This window comes from Neptunicella plasticusilytica (assembly GCF_047922965.1).
Taxonomy (GTDB): domain Bacteria; phylum Pseudomonadota; class Gammaproteobacteria; order Enterobacterales; family Alteromonadaceae; genus Neptunicella; species Neptunicella plasticusilytica.
Genome location: NZ_CP150481.1, coordinates 3,565,727 through 3,583,361, shown reverse-complemented (window position 1 = coordinate 3,583,361; position 17,635 = coordinate 3,565,727). Strand labels below are relative to the sequence as shown.

The window sequence follows — 17,635 nt, the reverse complement described above, 5'->3', positions numbered from 1 at the left end:
TAAAATTAGTTAACCAAAGTTGGAACGGCCAGGCTAAACAAGGGTATAGGTGCCTGAAATAGTGAGCTATCCGGTCGCTGCATTTCGTAAAATCCCTGCATGCTGCCTACCGGAGTATCCAGAATCGCCCCGCTATTGTAGTGGTGTGTTTGTCCGGGCTTAATATGCGGCTGCTCTCCTACCACGCCGGCTCCGCTGACTTCGGTGGTTTTACCATTGCCATCGGTAATTAACCAGTAACGATTCAGTAGCTGGACGCTGTGCGGGCCGTTATTGGTTATCGAAATAAAATACACAAAAGCGTATTTCTCATCGCGTCCGGCAGGGTGATCAGCCAAATACTGGGTTTTCACTTTTATACTGATGTGTTCTTTATTAACGTCGGTCACGATGCGGCTTCTTTACTATGAACAAAATTAGCCAGCCTGGTGTAGTCGGCCAGAGATAAATTTTCTGCGCGTAATTCCGGGTTAATATCCAGCGCTACAATTTCTTGTTCGGATATTTCATTTTTCAGGCTGTTACGCAAAGTTTTGCGGCGTTGGTTAAATGCAGCCGCGCATACCTGATTTAATAGCGCTTCGTCGGTTACCGGGCAAGGTTTTTCTTGATGCGGCACTAACCTGACGACGGCCGAGTCTACTTTGGGAGGCGGGTTAAATGCACCGGGCGGTACATGAATAACCGGGATAACCTGACAATGATATTGTGCCATGACCGATAGTCGCCCGTAGTTTTTATTCCCTGGTGTCGCGGCCAATCTGTTGACCACTTCTTTTTGCAACATAAAGTGCATGTCCTGCACTTTGTCAGCAAAACTGAATAAATGAAACATTAACGGTGTGGATATATTGTAAGGCAGATTGCCAAAGACCCGGATCGGTTTGCCCTGTTCGATTAACTGGCTAAAATCATATTTCAGCGCGTCGGCTTCAATAATATTCAGTTTACTGCCAATAAAGGGATGACTTCTCAGTCGTTTAGCTAAGTCCCTGTCCAGTTCCACTACATTGAGTTTATCGACCAGTTCGCAAACCGGTTCTGTCAAGGCACCTAGTCCCGGTCCAATTTCGACTAGTGTCTGGTCGTTGTTGGGGGCGATGGCAGACACAATCTGATCGATAACGTATTGATCATGCAAAAAATTCTGGCCAAAGCGTTTTCTGGCGGTATGACCCAGATGTGTTTTACTCAATGCTTTTTCCCCGCAAGTTCTATGGCTTGTTGTAGTGCATAGATAAAACTTCCGCAATCTGCTTGTCCGCTACCGGCCAGATCCAGCGCGGTGCCATGATCAACCGAGGTACGGATAAAAGGTAGGCCCAAGGTAATATTAACCGACGCGCCAAAGCCTTTGTATTTGAGTACCGGCAAGCCCTGATCATGATACATGGCTAATATGGCATCGGCCTGTTGCATATATTTGGGCTGGAATAAACTGTCTGCGGGCAAGGGGCCGGTCAAATTCATCCCCTCGGCGCGCAGAGATTCCAAAGTCGGAATAATGATATCCAGCTCTTCGCGGCCAATATGGCCATCTTCACCGGCGTGCGGATTAAGTCCGCACACATAAATATGCGGTTGCTCAATCGCAAATTTTTGTTTTAGATCCTGATTCACAATACCAATGACTTTACGCAATCTATCTTCAGTAATGGCTCGGGATACGTAAGCCAGCGGGATATGTGTGGTGGCCAATACCACGCGCAGGCCTTCGGTAGCCAGCATCATCACCACATCGGCAGTATTGGATTGCAGCGCAAAGAACTCGGTGTGGCCACTAAAGGAAATGCCAGCCTGATTAATAATACCTTTATGCACAGGGCCGGTGACCACGGCATCGAAATGACCTTTGATATTTTGTTCACAAGCCTGGCGCAACGTTTCAACCACATACTTACCGTTATCGGAATTAAGCTGGCCAGCCACGACAGGCGAGTGCAGCGGGATATCCACAATAAACAGTTCACCGGCAGGCTGAATAGCATCCTGTTGCTGATAATCGTGTAACTGGATACTGCGATTCAGTAGCGCCGCCCGTTCCAGTAATAATTGTTTGTTGGCAAACACCACCAGTTGCACCGGCCAGGCTTGTTGAGCCAGTTCGATGACCAGATCAGGGCCAATCCCCGCCGGCTCTCCCGGTGTAATAGCAATTTTCAACGTCATAGTAATCAGTTGGGCGCATTAACCAGTTCGATATATGCCTCATCACGCATCTCGCGCATCCAGGCCTCGCTTTCTTCGGCAAACTTGCGATTAAACAATAGCTGATAGGCTTTGTCCTGTTTGCGCTTTTCGCTGGCATCTTCAACACGACGGTCAATCAGTTGGGCTAAGTGCCAGCCAAATTGTGAACGGAACGGCATAGAATATTCATCTTTATCCAGCTTGCTTAACGCATCTTTAAACGCAGCGGCATAAACTTCCGGATCGGCCCAGCCTAAATCACCACCTTTTAAGGCTGTGCCCGGATCTTCGGAATATTTTTTCGCCGTTTCAGCAAAATCGATCTCACCGGCAATTAATTTTTTACGGAAATCGAGCAGCATACTTTCGGCTTTTTTATCGCTTAGAATTACCGAAGGTTTGATCAAAATATGACGGGCATTGACTTGAGTGACTTCAACAGTTTGCTGACCGCGAATATCCATAACCTTTAAAATATGGAAGCCGGCACCGCTGCGGATTGGGCCAATCAAGGTATCTTTAGCTTTACCTTGCACTGCTTCGGCAAACAGGGTGGGCATAGCGTTAATGTTTAACCAGCCTAAATCACCGCCTTCCAATGCATTGGCTCCGGCTGAAGAGGCCACAGCGATTTTGCCAAAGTCTGATCCGTTGTTCAGCAACTCCAGCACTTTGTTGGCACGATCACGTTCTCTCTCGATGTCTTCCGGTGAGGGTTGTGACGGCAAGCCGACCAGAATATGGCCCAGATGATATTCCACCTGCTCTTCACCCTGCTGATCCATGAGTTTGGTCAAGCTCTCTATTTCTTGCGGTGTGATATACACACGGCGGCGAACATTGGCGCGGCGTACTTCACCGGTGATCAGCTCTTTGCGTACTTCCTCGCGGTAAGTATCGTAACTGATGCCTTCTTTTTGCAGGCTCTGGTTTAATTGTTCCATTGTCTGGCCTTCTTCTTTGGCCATGTTAGCAATGGTTTGCTCCAATTGGGGGTCGCTGACCTGGATCCCCATCCTGTCGGCCATTTGCATTTGCAAGCTGGTCAGGATCAAACGTTCAATCGCCTGGGTACGTAACACTTTGTCAGTGGGCAACTGTTGTCCGTTAGTTAATGCATTACGTTTTACCGTATTGATCAACTCGTCAATTTCGCTTTCCAGCACCACACCCTGATTAACGATTACTGCGACTCGGTCCAGTTCTTCTGGCTTGGCCATAGAATGGAAAGAAATAAATGCCATCATGGCAAGACTAGCGAATTTCAATTTCATACTTTTTGGTCTACTCATTCAGAAAGTAAGGTTGACGGTATCCAAACAAACCGTCATTCAATAATGCACGGGCAGTATTACCACTGCCCATACCCTTAAATATAAATTTCAATGCAATGCCGGATTCAAAGGTATTGGTACTTTGTCCTCCGGTTTGGTCAAAGCGGTTATTCAAATAACGCTGGGTAACAAACTGTATTGACCAACAACAGGATTCGTATTGTACGCCAGCATAACTTTCAATGGTACGGTGACTGTTCATATCTTTGTACCATCGTCCTACCCAATGCCAATTCGGGTTAATAGGCCAACTGGCGGTTACGCCTAATTGGTCAATTTGTTCACCGGAAAGTTCACGCACATAACGATGGGATATTTGTACCAGCTTGTTTTCCGACATCTGATAGTCCAGTGACAAACTGCTTTTATCCAGTTTGCTGCTGGCGCTGTCCATTTGTACTTCGCTATGTACGAACCATTTGCTGCCCAACCGCCAATCCAGCTCGCCGGCAAGGGCAGAGCGGTTGGTATCTTTATGTGCTTCAAGTACGCGGTTATCGGACAGATAAAAAATCTGTCCCAGGCTCAGGCGGAATTGTTCCTGATCATTTTCATCCAGAAAACGGCTGGTCAGGCCCAGGGTAATCTGGTTGGTATCACTGATCCTATCCAGACCGGTAAATTCCTGTCCACGAAACAAGCCGGCAAAGTTGTTCTGTAGTCTGGTAGTGTCGTACAGGCCTATATTGGTTTGATCCTGATAACTGGTATAAAGATACTGAATTTTAGGTTCCAGGGTTTGGGTAATGTCGCTACCAAACCAGCTGCCGGGTCGCTCAAAGGTCATCCCGCCATAAAGGCGAGCGCGACCAATAGTACGGCTGACATCTTCTTCCAGCCCATACACTTCAGCGTCCTGTTGGCGATAATTAGTTTGCAACAAGGTCGTTTCGGCGACGAACTCCCCCCAATTCTCAAATCGGGACCAACTTAATCCCGGTGCGATATGAAAACGGGTGGCGGCTGGCGCATTTTTTTCGGCGCTGTCAAAGTAGGTCAGTTCACTGTGCAAGTTGAAATCGACATTGGCAAACCAGGGCTGCACATAATCCAGTTTGAGTTCCGGCAGGGCGCGATAACTATCGGGGTGATTACCGATTAACTGAAAATCCCTGATATCGGCACTGAAAGACAAATTATCGGTATGATATTGAATGCCGGCGTTACGATATAGATGGGTGTCGGCACGGTTATAAAAATCCGAGCCCAAGTCAACGATATAGTTGTCATCACTGATCCCGTTGATATTGAAATTTACCTGCCACCCGGGAGCAAAGCTGCCTTTGTGCACAAAGCGATAAAAATAGCGGGGATCTTCATTAACTTCACGGCGGTCGTGTTGTAAATATTCCAGATCGAGTTGACCACCGTGCTGCTGTGTTAAATAACGGAATTCTGTTTTGAGTTGCACTCCGCGATTGACCATTGCACGAGGCGAGAAGGTCGCATCGTAATTTTCAGCTATATTCCAGTAAATAGGTTGTTCATAGCTTAAGCCGGTACTGTCGGAACTGGATATTTGCGGAAACAACAGGCCGGTCTGGCGCTGATCGGTGACCGGAAAGCGAAAATAAGGCAAATACAATACCGGTATGTCCATCAGGTAAAAGCGTGCATGTTTGGCTTCGCCCCATATATCACCTGGACTCAAGGTGATACTGCTGGCCACCATTTGCCAATCTTCCTGCCCTGCGGGACAAGTAGTAAAACTGACGTCTTCGAGTTCAATGCCTTTTTCGCGGCTGAGCCCGATACGTTCTGCCTTGCCCCGGCCATTAATCCCCAGCATGCGATATTCTGTGCTATCCAGTGATAGTTCGCCGGACTGAAAGTCCAGTTGCACATCTTCACTGCTCACCTTGATTTGCTCATCCTGATAGCGAATATTGCCACTGGCATTGAGTTGTTGAGAAACTTTGTCGATTCGGGCTTGTTGAGCATTAATTTGTGCACTATCACTAATTATCTGCACTTTACCGACGAATTCCGCCAGTCTGTCTTGCTCTACCTCGGTCTTTAATGCTTTGACTTCAATACCACTACCTGCCTCTCTTAATACTAAATCAGATGAATCTACTGGCGCTGGACACTGGTTTTCCTGAGCGTGTGCAGAAACGCCCAGACCAAGCAATGTCAGAGTAAGTAGTTGGTTACATTTCATACTGAGTAAAAATATTTAACAGGACAAAAGGCCTTGAGGGGCGAAACAGGCTAGAGATTTTAAGGGTTTCAACGAAATTTACCAGTAAAGTTCGTAAATAATGCCAAACTTCTAATCTGGGGTGGCTTTGGTATAACATGCGCATTATATATCCGTAACCACCTCAAAATATGCAGCATGAGAGCGGACAGGGATAAATCAACTATTAGCCAAGCTTTCGGAGGCAGTCAATGCGAATTTGGGGAAAAGTGCTGGGAACCTTATTTGGCTTTATGTTTGGCCGGATTGCCGGAGCTATTTTGGGTTTTATCGTCGGGCATATGTTTGATCGGGGTTATAGTCAGGATTTTGATCAAATGGGCGGTTTTGGCCGTTTTTTTTCCAGTTCCAATGAATTGCGTAAACAGGCAATTTTCTTCCACGCGCTATTTTCACTGATCGGTCATGTAGCTAAAGCCAATGGCAAGGTCACTAAAGATGAAATTATGATGGCCAGTAATCTGATGGATCAGATGAATTTGCAAGGCGATATTCGTGCCGAAGCCCAGCAGGCATTTAATGAGGGTAAGGCGGCCGATTTTCCGGTTAAGGAAATTTTGCTGGAATTCAAGGAATCCTGCCACGGACGCCGTGACATTATGCAGGTGTTTCTGGAAATACTGATCCAGGCCGCTTATGCCGATGGAAAATTACATAAAGAAGAGCAGACAGTGTTGGAAACCGCTGCCAGAACGCTGGGATTTCGTGAAAATGAACTGCTTTATTTACTGTCAATTTACGAAGCGGAACAACGTTTCAGGCAGGGGCGAGGTCAGACAGGGCAACAACAAAATCGCCAGCGTCAGCAGAAACAAACTGCCTATTCCAGTACCCAGTCACTGGATGATGCTTACCGAATATTAGGTGTAAGCAAATCTGATTCAGCCGCCGAAATCAAAAAAGCCTACCGTAAGCTGATGAGTGAGCATCACCCGGATAAACTGGTATCCAAAGGGTTACCCAAACAGGCAATGGAAATCGCCAAAGCCAAGACCCAGGATATTCAGGCTGCCTATGAATTAGTAAAAGAAAAACGCGGCATATAAAGTTAATGCACAAACATAGACAGCAGTCCAATAGCAATAAAAATGGTGGCGGCGAGAATACGCGTAGTTTGTAGAGGCAATTTTCGCATTAGCTTGTCGCCAAGATACACGACGGGAATATTGGCAAGTAGCATACCTAGCGTAGTACCAAGGATCACCATTAGAGTCGATTGAAACTGCGCCCCCAACAAAACGGTAGCAACCTGTGTTTTGTCGCCTATTTCTGCCAGAAAAAACAGCAAAGTGGTAACTGCAAAAGCACCGTATTGATCAAAGCGGTTATCAACGGCTTCATCCTGGTCCGGAACCAACAGCCATAGTCCTACAAGAATAAAGCTCGCGCCCACTATCCATATATCCCAACCCTCAGTTAAAAAGTTCGATAACCAAACACCCAGCCAGGCTGATGCAGCATGATTTAGCAGGGTTGCGATGAGGATACCTGAGACAATAGCAAGCTTGTTGCGAAATTTTGCAGCGAGCAATAATGACAATAGTTGGGTTTTATCGCCGATTTCGGCTATCGCGACAGTGACGGTAGAGGTAAGAAACGCTTCCATAAAACATCCTGACGGGACAGTTAACCAAAGACAAACAGCCATCTCCCGTCATTAGGATGGTTATTTGTCTCAGGTCTTGCCAGTAACCTTAATCAGTAACATTTAAGGTCACAAACTTGCCACGGACTGCTGCCCGAATATGTTGACAAGCTTTCTTATCCATTAAACAAAATCAATAGAATAAGTTGGCTACTCCCCCAAGAGCGTGGCGCATTCTAAACAAGATTTAAATCGAACTCAATTTTTTCTGTCTGATAACGTTTTGAGGTCTAGCCTGATTAAATTTATTTTCGATCGGCCTTATCCTTCTAGCATCTAGCCTGCTGTGCCATTTTGTCTCATGGCTGTTTCGATAAATAAATATTCATATATTTAACAAAACACTTATTAAATTAACAAAAAGTTGACATTTATTATTTTTACCTCCTAAACTGCCACCGGTGGCAAAAATATTGGTCGATATCGTGATGCTTTTTTGCTACCGGTGGCAAGTTTGCTGCCGCTGAATATTAAATACGATAAATTAAAATAAAAATGCCAGGAGAAAATCCGATATGAAAAGTTTTCAAATGAAGGCTTTGGTCGTTGCGATGGCGATGGCTTTACCGGTATATGCTCAGCAGTCTGATAGCGCCAAACTGCCTGTGCAAAATGATAGCGAAAAAGCCAAACCCGCCGTCGATGCAGACGGGAATCCGATAGACAATAAAAAAGCAGAAGATGAAGTCGAAGTAGTATTGGTCACTGGCGTCCGTCAGGCCGATTTGAAAGCGCGTGATCTGGAACGTGAAAAAGATGGGTTCAGTTCAGTCATCGCCACCGATGATATTGGTAACTTTGTTGATCAAAACGTAGCCGAGTCGTTACGCCGCTTGCCTGGTGTAACATTACAGCGCTCCGAAGGTGAGGGAAAATACGTCACAGTGCGCGGGCTCGGACCGGGCTTTGTATCGGTGAATATGAATGGCTCGGAAATGTCCGGTGTGGGTGATGATCGTAAAGTCGGTCTGGATGCCATTCCATCCGATTTATTAGGTTCAATTGAAGTATTAAAAACCCTGACGCCGGATCAGGATTTGAACTCCATCGGGGGAACGGTCAACGTCAAGGCTATTTCTGCTTATGACCGTGGCAAGACCGGTCTTAAGTTCAAAATGCAGGACTCCTACAGCCAAAAGCGCGAGAAACACTCCCCCAAATTTAGTCTCGACGGCACCCAGTTTTTTCTAGATGAACGTCTGGGTATTGGCTTTGCGCTATCCAGTGAAGATCGAAAAACCATGGTGGATGAAACTCGTCATCATAGTTCCACCGAAATGCGTTTTTATCAGGCCGATATCGGTTTTGCCGATGATGATGCCATTGCCGCTGGCCCCGAAATTCTTGGCCCAACCCAACTGGAGTTGCGCCGTGAAGTGGCCAATCGTACTCGCAAGGCGGCGGCAATCAATGTGGAATTTAAGCCTGACGATACCAGTTACTACTACATCAAAGGTAATTATACCCAGTACGATGATGAGGATATTGCCTTACGCGAATTCTATGATTTTCAGGACGCAGGTTCGACAGGGGATGGTGAAATCGCCTATGTAAATGACCAGACTAAAGAATTTATCATCACAGATATCGATATTTTCCATCAGTACTTTATCCAGGGTGGTGATAACAAGACCAAAACCTTTAGCCTGGGAGGCGAAAACAAACTGGCCGATACCTGGACGCTGGATTATGAATATGCCCAGTCTCGTTCTGAAGATGTGTCCAACGGTGATCACCGTGTGCAGTTTCGCGAGCGGGATCTGATTGTTTACGGACAAGGCACCAAAGACAATATAATTGGCCGCGCTGTGACCCCGGAATACGCCGCTGAATTAGGTGGTTTTGCCTATGATCCTGATAACAGTATTTTTGGAACCTCAGGTAGTGGCGATGCCAGCGACTTGAATAACTGGGATTTTGACAATTTGTTTCTGGAAGACGGTACTCGCGTTGATGAAATCAAGAATGCCCAAATCAACTTGAAAAATGACTTCTATTACGAGCATTTAAGCTATGTCAAAGTCGGTGTCGCAATGTCAGAACGTACTCACGTGCGTAACAAGGATCGCTGGAGCTTTGATCCTTCTTCTGATGATTGCAGTGGTGATCAGGAATGTATCGATGTGGTTAATTCGGTACATGCTGATTATGCTAGCGCTATCCCCTCGGGTAGCCGTTTTCAATATCCTTTTGTCGAAAAGGAAACGGTAGATTACATGTCTCGCATTGGTCGGCAAACTACTGAAAGCGCCACCAATGGTGAAGTGTCGGTGGATAGTACCAAAGAAGATTATACCCTGACTGAAGATACTAAAGCAGCTTATGTGATGGCAGAAATGCCAGTCAATGACGATTTAACTATGATTGCCGGTGTGCGTTGGGTGGAAACCGAATTTGCTTCTGACGGCTTCCTGTCATTGGAAAACGACGACTTCGAGTTTAATGGAGCCGGAGCCGGTAGTCTGGATATTGCCGTGCCGTTACCGGAAGCGTCGATCAAATACAGTGAATATTTCCCTAGCGTGCATCTGCGTTATGAGCCTACAGCGGATATTCTGGTCAGGGGAGCTATCTGGACCAGTTTTACCCGCCCGTCATTTAAACAGGCGCGCGGCTTTGCCAAATTTGATAACGATATTGAGTTATGTCCACCCGATAGTGACAACTGTGATGATGCCCAAGGCGGCGCCAATGTTCGTCAATTGCAGGATTATATTTTAGGCTCCAACAATACGCTGGATGTGGGGAATCCCAATCTGCTGGCGATGACCTCAGTTAACTATGACGCTTCGATTGGCTGGTATCCCAGCAAAGATTTATTTATGGAAGCGGCGATATTTTACAAGGATATCGATAACTTCATCGTCGATGTGAGTGGTATCACAATGTCTATTGATGATTTGCCACTTTCCTTGCCAATTGATCAGGTGACCGAATTTGTTATACCCCATGACTTGGTATTGAACAGCGTCAACATCACCCTTAACGGTAAAAAAGCCACTGTATTGGGTATGGAGCTTAGCTATAACCAGTATTTTGAAAATGGCCTGTTTGTACAAAGTAACCTGACCTTGCTGGATAGCGAAGCCGAGCTGGATCCGACCATTCGTGCTGAAAAAGTGGCATTGCCGGATCAGGCTGACACCACCTTTAACCTGACGGTGGGCTGGGAAAATGAAGACTTTTCCGCTCGTCTGATTGGAAATTATCGTTCAGATATTCTCGAAGAAGTCGGCGCTTGCCCTGAAGGCGTCAGCGCATCGGAAGTGAAGTCCTGCAAAACCTGGTCAGACCGTTATCAGGACGCCATCAAAACCCTCGATTTTAAAGCCAAATATAAAGTCAATGGTCAATTGTCTGTTTACTTTGATGCTATCAACCTGACGGACGAAATCGATTTGCGTTACTTCGAAGGTAACCAGATGAGCGGCGGCAATATTCTTTATCAACGCGAAGAATATGGCAGAACTTTTCAGGTTGGACTGGATTACAAGTTTTACTGATTGGCAACAGTTGGTAGACCACGTGAATGAATATCTATGTTTAAAGTTGACAAGTAACCGGAGCCGAACGGTGATGATGGCGACAGATAGCCGGTTACCAATAATTTCTCATCCTTGGGAGGGTGATTATGAATTATAAAAATAATATTGCGCTCAGTGCAGTTGCTGCCATAGCGCTAGCAGGCTGCGGAGCTGAAAGTACGACCAATGTCAAAGAGTTACCCGCACCTGCGTTAACAGGTCAGTTTGTGGATAGTCCGGTTTCGGGACTGAGTTACAGTTCGGAATCTTTTCCTGACGGTACCACTGATGCCAATGGCGAATATCAGTATTTCCGTGGTGATCTAATTACTTTTTCTATTGGTGAATTTAAATTTCCGGCGGTGCCAGCATCGAGCATTCTAACTCCGCTGGATATGTTTAAGGCAGATACTCCCTTTAATCAACCGGTGGCTAATACGTTGCGCTTGTTACAAGCACTGGATGTGGATGCTAATCCGGATAATGGCATCGAAATCAGTGCCAATGCCGCCGGTGCGGCTATGATGTCCTTAACCGAAGGACAAACGGTCGAGGATTTTTTTAATCGTCCCGCGGCTGAATTTGCCGCCGATGTGGAGCCCTGGTTAACGGCGGCTGGTGCCGGCAGTAATACGCTTGCGCCGTTTGATAGTGCGCTGGAACATTTCGTGACCTATCTGGAACAGGAATTCGGTACGCTGTTTTCCAATACTTTCGATATTTCCCAATTTAACGGGACTGTTTATAACCCCTACCTGAGTGGTAGCACTGCGTTGATGGACAGCTTTAATTTTACTCCGGCCGATGCCACCGAGACCAGTGGTAGTTATACCCATATAGTCGACGGTGTTGAAATCAGCGGTAGTTATGAGTTTCAGTTTGGTCGACGTGCATTGCTGCTAACCAGTGAAACAGAATCAACTTATATTATTTCCCGCTCATATAATACGGTTAATCAGGTTTACAGTTTATGTGTGACTGACGCATCTGTTGGTTTGGCCACCGCTGTGGCGAACTGTGATGCCGATGCGGATGCAAAAGAAACCTTGCTGGTACTTAGCGAAGCGCAAGCACAGGTTGAGCTGGAGGCATTAACTGAACGAGCCAATACGGTAGAACCGGCGTTATTGGAAGAATTCGATACCGATACCGATACCTTTTTCACTTCAGGCTACAAACGTTTGACTGACGACCCCAACAGTGGGGCATTGTTCAAGAAAACCGGCGGCAGCCCGGCGATTGATTCTGCTACCGGACAGCTTACTTTATCCGGTGCCCGTTTCAGCATTGGTAATGCGGCCAGTAATCCGGATAAGGAAACCTCATCTAGCGATACCTATGGCACCGGCGTGTATAATCTTAGCGAAGGTTTTACCATCAGCTTCGATGTGGTTTCGCATAATAGCGGTGGTTCGTTGTCATTGTATGTGGATAACAACACCACCAGCCAGGGCAATTCGGTGCACGGTGATGCCTCGAAATTCTATGGTTTCTCCATCAATGACGAGAATCTTCCTCAGGGGCAACGTTTTAGCTATACCTATGTTCCAGGTGAAGATGTAGTCACCGGGCCTGATTTAAACTCGCCCGATGCGCGTGGTGTGCTGGATGCCAGTGTGACCAACTCCTTCTTCCAATTACGTACCGACAGCAGCGGCACTATTGTTATCGATAATCTTAAAATCGAAACCGTTGCCGATGCGGTTGATTTAGAAGAACCTACCGAACCGGAAGAACCCGAAGAGCCGGAAGTACCGACTATTCCACGAGTAAACTTGCCGACTACCACTAACTATATTGGCGTAACGGAAGATATTTTCTCCACTGCCTATCAGTCGTTAATTGATGCAACCGGTGCAGAAGTACCTTTATACAATCGTACTGGTGGCTCGGTTACAGTGGTGGCAGATGGGTTAGAAATTGATAGCGGTCGTTTTACTATTGGTCATTCTACTCCCGAAGTGGATACAACAGATCAAGACACCAGCGCCACCGGGGTGTTCGATTTAAGCCGTCCGTACAATGTGGTGATGGATATTGTGTCGGTGAATGACCCTGATGGTGACAACAATTTCCAGATCTATGTGGATAACAGCACCAGTAGCAGTTCCAAATCCATGCATGGTGGTGACTCAAAATTTTATAGTGAGTTAATTAATACCCTGACACCGGGAACCACTTTAACTGTGCCGGGGCTGGTGGCGACCAAGAATTCCTTTATTCAGTTACGTACCGAAAGTGGTGGTACGGTGGTGATTAATAATCTGCGAATCGAATATATCAACGAAAATATTCTGGCTGAGGAAATGTTTGAAACCACTACCGAAAAGTTATTCAGTCCCGATTACAAAGCGATCCCGGGTAATGATACTGTGCCTATGTTCAGTATTACTGGAGGTGGTAGCGGTTTAAGTATTGCCGACGGCAAGTTGACCATGGACAGTGCCCGTTTTACCTGGGGAAACACCACACCTGACGTTGAAAGTTCGGCTGATGACACGGTGACAACCGGCATCTTTGATTTAAGTAAGCCTTACAAGGTTATCTTTGATGTGGTCGCTATTGATGATGCGGAAGGTAACAATAACTTCCAGCTTTACGTGGATAACAACACCAGTAGCAGCTCCAAGTCTATTCACGGTGGTGACTCAAAATTTTATTCGACGCAAATTCTCGATTTAAACCCGGGGCAAACCGTCACGGTAGAGGGTTTGTTAGCCACTGAAACCTCGTTCTTGCAATTACGCACAGAAAGCGGCGGCGTTGTTACCATTGATAATTTGCGGATTGAATACATTGAAACCAATTTAGTCTTGCAGGAAGCCTTTGATACTACGGTAGAAGCGTTCTTTACGCCGGAATACAGTGCCTTAGGGACTGATGAAAATATTCCCATGTATAGCGTTACCGGTGGTGGTAGTGGGATTACTATTACTGATGGTCAAATTACTTTAGACAGTGCCCGTATTACTGTGGGTAACAGTACACCCGATGTTGAAAGTTCCGCTGATGATACCGTGACAAGTGGCGTATTGGATCTGAGTCGTCCTTATACCGTTAGCTTTGATGTCGTCGCGGTAGACGATGCGGAAGGCAATAACGGTTTCCAAATCTATGTGGATAACAATACTAGCAGTAGTTCCAAATCTATCCATGGTGGCGACTCCAAGTTTTACAGCGAACAAATTTTATCGCTTATTCCGGGTGAGACTTTGACGATTGAAGGTTTGGTTGCTACTGAAACCTCATTCTTACAATTCCGCACGGAAAGTGGCGGTATCGTTACCATCGATAATTTGCGTATTGAGTACACTGACGAAGAAGAATCAGATGACGGTAGCGGTGGCGATGGAAGCAATCAAGACGGGGAAATCAGTGAAGCTATTATCGATTTAGGTTTTGCCGGATACAACTTTGATGTGACCGGCGGTGCCAATGGTATGACGGTGACAGTGGATACGGGTAGTAAATTGATTGCAGCACTGGAAGAAGCCAGCGATGCCAATATGCCAGTGACCATTTATGTGGATGGTACTATTACCGATGCCAACAGTGGTGGCAGCGGACGCTCGATTGATATTAAAGATATGGATAATGTATCCATTATCGGGGTGGCCGATCGAGGCGAGTTTGACGGCATAGGTATCACCATCCGCCGTGCCAACAACATTATTATCCAGAATCTGAAGATCCATCATGTGTTAACCGGCGGTAAGGATGCCATTTCGGTTGAAGGCGACAATGACGGCTCCACTACTGAAAATATCTGGATTGATCACAATGAGTTATATAGCACCATGAGCGTTGACAAGGATTATTACGACGGTCTGATTGACACCAAGTCCGGTGCGCGGAATATCACTATTTCCTATAACTATTTGCATGATCACTGGAAAGCCTCGTTGCATGGGCATACCGAAGATGATTCGGCCAGTAGCAATACTGATCGGAATATTACTTTCCATCACAACCGTTTTGAAAATATTGAATCACGCTTGCCATTGTTCCGGTATGGGCATGGACACCTGTATAACAATTACTACAACGAGATCCATTCCACTGCGATCAACTCGCGCATCGGTGCGGAACTGCTGGTTGAAAACAATGTGTTCGAAAATACCCAGAATCCGATTGTGTCATTTTATTCTGATGTGATTGGTTACTGGAATACCTCGGGTAACCTGTTTGGTACAGGCGTGACCTGGACGACGCCTGCCGATAATGATGTGGCCGCAGGGCCGGATCAAACACCCACTAGCAGTTATGTGGTTCCTTACGATTACAGCCTGGATGATGTGGCCGAGGTGAAAACCAAAGTCATCAACAACGCGGGCGTCGGCAAGATTGATCAAAGTGGACTGGATATTCCTGCAATCGAAGAAGACGGCGGCTCGACACCCACCCCGGTTGAAACCGATGTGAGTTTACCTTTTAGCGAGGACTTTGAGGTGTCCGATGCCGATCAATTATTCAGTGCGGGATATAAAAGCATTCCCGATGATGCCAGTACTGCACTGTATAGTATCACCGGCGGAGGTAGCGGGATTAGTGTCACCAATGGTGAAATCAGTTTAACCAGCGCCCGCTTTACCCTGGGGAATAGCCAACCCGGAACCGAGACCGCCGATAGCGATACACAAGGTGTGGGGGTATTTGATCTGAGTAAGCCCTATAAGGTGATGTTTGACCTTGTGTCGGTCAGTGATCCGGATGGCAATAACAATCTGCAGGTTTATGTGGACAACAATACCAGCAGCAGCGGTAAATCCATGCATGGTGGTGCATCCAAGTTCTATGAAGAACAGATTACCACCTTGACACCTGGGCCGATTGTTATTGACGGGCTGGTCGCCACGACTAACTCTTTCCTGCAAATCCGTACCGAAAGCGGCGGCACTGTGGTGATTGATAATTTGCGAATTGAATATTCTGAATAGACCAAGCTGTCAGATTCTAAGCCGCCTTAATTGGCGGCTTTTTATAATGCCTGGAACGCGACAACATAATATCCCGGCATAAGCACGCTATCTATTTGGGTATAGACTTTAAAACGTTTAACACCATGGTATTTAGTTTGCAGATTGACATCGATAGAGATAAAACCTTCGCCTGTTTCCTGAGCGGATAATACTGCCAGTTCCCATTGTCTTTCGACGACTTTGGCATAATCTTTATCGGGGTAGACGGTTTTCCACCAGGTATTTTTATCCGGGATATCAGTTAAGTCCCAACCGATAACCAGAGTAAAAGCCTGATTGAGAAATACCAGAGGAAAATTCAGGTCGTTGGGCAATTCTTTGGTAATGGCAATAGGAATTGGCAACATGTCAAAGAAGGTTTGAGGGATATCGTTATTGCACATCGTTCGTCCTGTTATTGATCCCACTGAATGAAGTGAATTTACCGTCAGGAACGCCAAGCTCGATATTGCCCAACATAAAGAGCACTACCACCGTGCGATACAGGTTAGTTTTTGACATAGTCTGTTCTTTGTGCGCTTTTTTACTATCATAACCTGAGTTCGGGATAAGACGTGTCGTTGTAATTTCAATAATTGAATTATTTCCATTATTTATCATAACCATTCTGCTTGCACCCTATCTTATATTCACTCGGTGACGAAATTTTTGTGGGTAGCAAGGCAGGTTTTCGACCGCAATAGCTGGCTATTGCTAGAAAACCCAACGCCGCCAGGCGCAAAAAGAGCGTTGTCGAGAGGCGCGGCTTATCCCGAATTAAGATTATCATACATGCCGTTAACGGCCTGCACTATACGTTGAATGACCACCCCTCTAAATCAGATAAATCAATATAATTTCAACTAAATCAAAGTGATAAGTGGATATTTTTTTAAATATTCCTAGTATTAAACTCACTTACCTCAGTAAACTGCCGATACAGTTAAAACTTGTTTTGCGGAAATACCAGCAATGTTCAGACTAATTGACTGTTTTAACTCGGTTGTTTGCTACGAATTACCACAGGTGTGCAGATAATGTTTAAAAAAATAATGTCGACTGGATTTTATTTGCTGTTATTGATGACATCAAAAACACTCTGGGCAGAAGTGCTTTGGCAGGATTTTAGTGTGACTTATCTATCGGGTCACCACTATGAAATTGGTGATCCGGATCGCCAGGTGATAACTCTTGAGCATGTGGCTGGCACAAACTGGGGAGACAGCTTTATGTTCCTCGACCATCTGCGCTCCAGTGATGGTGACCGTTCCAATTATGCCGAATGGTCGCCCAGATTGAGTTTATGCAAAACCGGGATTAGTTGTATCTCTAACGCATTTATTAAAGACGTTCTAATCGCCAGTACCGTCGAAATGTCCAGTGTATCGACCGAATTTTTATACGGGATCGGGCTGGATCTGAATATTCCTCAATTCCAGTTTGTACAAATGAATTTTTATCGCCGTCATAACGACAACAATGCAGATAACTGGCAAGTGACCAGCGCCTGGGCGTTACCTTTTGAACTGGCGGGGCAACCCTTCCGTTATGACGGTTTTATTGACTGGTTTAACAGCACCGACGATCAACGTAGTTCCCTTAACTGGACATCCCAACTGAAGTGGTCAGCCAGCAAATGGCTGGGATTATCCAGCCCATTATATTTTGGCATCGAGTATGTTTTTTGGCGTAATAAATACGGTATTGCTAACAGTGCACAGTTCGATACCCATGAATCCAATGTCAACTTGCTGGTTAAGTGGCATTTTTAACCTAATCCCCTT

At 45.9% G+C, this 17,635-nt stretch carries 12 protein-coding genes; 4 read left to right on the top strand and 8 right to left on the bottom strand.

Going from position 1 to position 17,635, the window contains the following annotated elements; genetic code table 11:
• Positions 1–5 precede the first annotated feature (5 nt).
• Genes apaG through V1467_RS16090 form a run of 5 tightly spaced genes read right to left on the bottom strand, consistent with a single transcriptional unit; the run spans position 6 to position 5,685 of the window.
• A complete protein-coding gene (apaG, locus tag V1467_RS16110; protein WP_416305992.1) occupies positions 6–389 on the bottom strand; it encodes a Co2+/Mg2+ efflux protein ApaG in 384 nt (127 codons plus the stop codon).
• Entirely contained in the window at positions 386–1,195 is an 810-nt protein-coding gene (gene rsmA, locus V1467_RS16105; RefSeq protein ID WP_416305991.1) for a 16S rRNA (adenine(1518)-N(6)/adenine(1519)-N(6))-dimethyltransferase RsmA, read from the bottom strand. Before rsmA ends, apaG begins: the two co-directional genes overlap by 4 nt.
• Positions 1,192–2,169 carry a 4-hydroxythreonine-4-phosphate dehydrogenase PdxA gene (pdxA, locus tag V1467_RS16100; RefSeq protein WP_416305990.1) on the bottom strand — a complete coding sequence of 326 codons (978 nt, stop codon included), beginning with the start codon at positions 2,167–2,169 and terminating at the stop codon, positions 1,192–1,194. Before pdxA ends, rsmA begins: the two co-directional genes overlap by 4 nt.
• A gap of 5 nt (positions 2,170–2,174) precedes the next feature.
• Positions 2,175–3,464: a peptidylprolyl isomerase SurA gene (surA, locus tag V1467_RS16095; RefSeq protein ID WP_416305989.1), complete on the bottom strand. Its 1,290-nt coding sequence runs from the start codon at positions 3,462–3,464 to the stop codon at positions 2,175–2,177.
• A gap of 10 nt (positions 3,465–3,474) precedes the next feature.
• Complete coding sequence (locus V1467_RS16090; protein ID WP_416305988.1) at positions 3,475–5,685, bottom strand: LPS-assembly protein LptD; 2,211 nt, start codon at positions 5,683–5,685, stop codon at positions 3,475–3,477.
• A 230-nt stretch (positions 5,686–5,915) separates the two neighbouring features.
• Here V1467_RS16090 and djlA point away from each other — a divergent pair, with 230 nt between their 5' ends.
• Positions 5,916–6,770 carry a co-chaperone DjlA gene (djlA, locus tag V1467_RS16085; RefSeq protein WP_416305987.1) on the top strand — a complete coding sequence of 285 codons (855 nt, stop codon included), beginning with the start codon at positions 5,916–5,918 and terminating at the stop codon, positions 6,768–6,770.
• 2 nt (positions 6,771–6,772) lie between these two features.
• On the opposite strand, the gene V1467_RS16080 is transcribed toward djlA, so the two are convergent.
• Positions 6,773–7,330 (bottom strand): TMEM165/GDT1 family protein, encoded by a 558-nt coding sequence (locus V1467_RS16080; protein WP_416305986.1) that lies wholly within the window; start codon positions 7,328–7,330, stop codon positions 6,773–6,775.
• A gap of 554 nt (positions 7,331–7,884) precedes the next feature.
• Here V1467_RS16080 and V1467_RS16075 point away from each other — a divergent pair.
• Together V1467_RS16075 and V1467_RS16070 are read left to right on the top strand one after the other, a co-directional pair.
• Complete coding sequence (locus tag V1467_RS16075; protein WP_416305985.1) at positions 7,885–10,872, top strand: TonB-dependent receptor; 2,988 nt, start codon at positions 7,885–7,887, stop codon at positions 10,870–10,872.
• 128 nt (positions 10,873–11,000) lie between these two features.
• A complete protein-coding gene (locus V1467_RS16070) occupies positions 11,001–15,830 on the top strand; it encodes a pectate lyase family protein (RefSeq protein ID WP_416305984.1) in 4,830 nt (1,609 codons plus the stop codon).
• 41 nt (positions 15,831–15,871) lie between these two features.
• Here the strand turns inward: V1467_RS16070 and V1467_RS16065 are convergent, their stop codons facing one another.
• Together V1467_RS16065 and V1467_RS16060 are read right to left on the bottom strand one after the other, a co-directional pair.
• Complete coding sequence (locus tag V1467_RS16065) at positions 15,872–16,255, bottom strand: hypothetical protein (RefSeq protein WP_416305983.1); 384 nt, start codon at positions 16,253–16,255, stop codon at positions 15,872–15,874.
• Entirely contained in the window at positions 16,245–16,373 is a 129-nt protein-coding gene (locus tag V1467_RS16060) for a hypothetical protein (RefSeq protein WP_416305982.1), read from the bottom strand. The genes V1467_RS16065 and V1467_RS16060 overlap by 11 nt, the downstream gene beginning before the upstream one ends.
• Before the next feature lie 515 nt (positions 16,374–16,888).
• Here V1467_RS16060 and V1467_RS16055 point away from each other — a divergent pair.
• Positions 16,889–17,623 (top strand): outer membrane protein OmpK, encoded by a 735-nt coding sequence (locus V1467_RS16055; RefSeq protein WP_416305981.1) that lies wholly within the window; start codon positions 16,889–16,891, stop codon positions 17,621–17,623.
• Positions 17,624–17,635 lie beyond the last annotated feature (12 nt).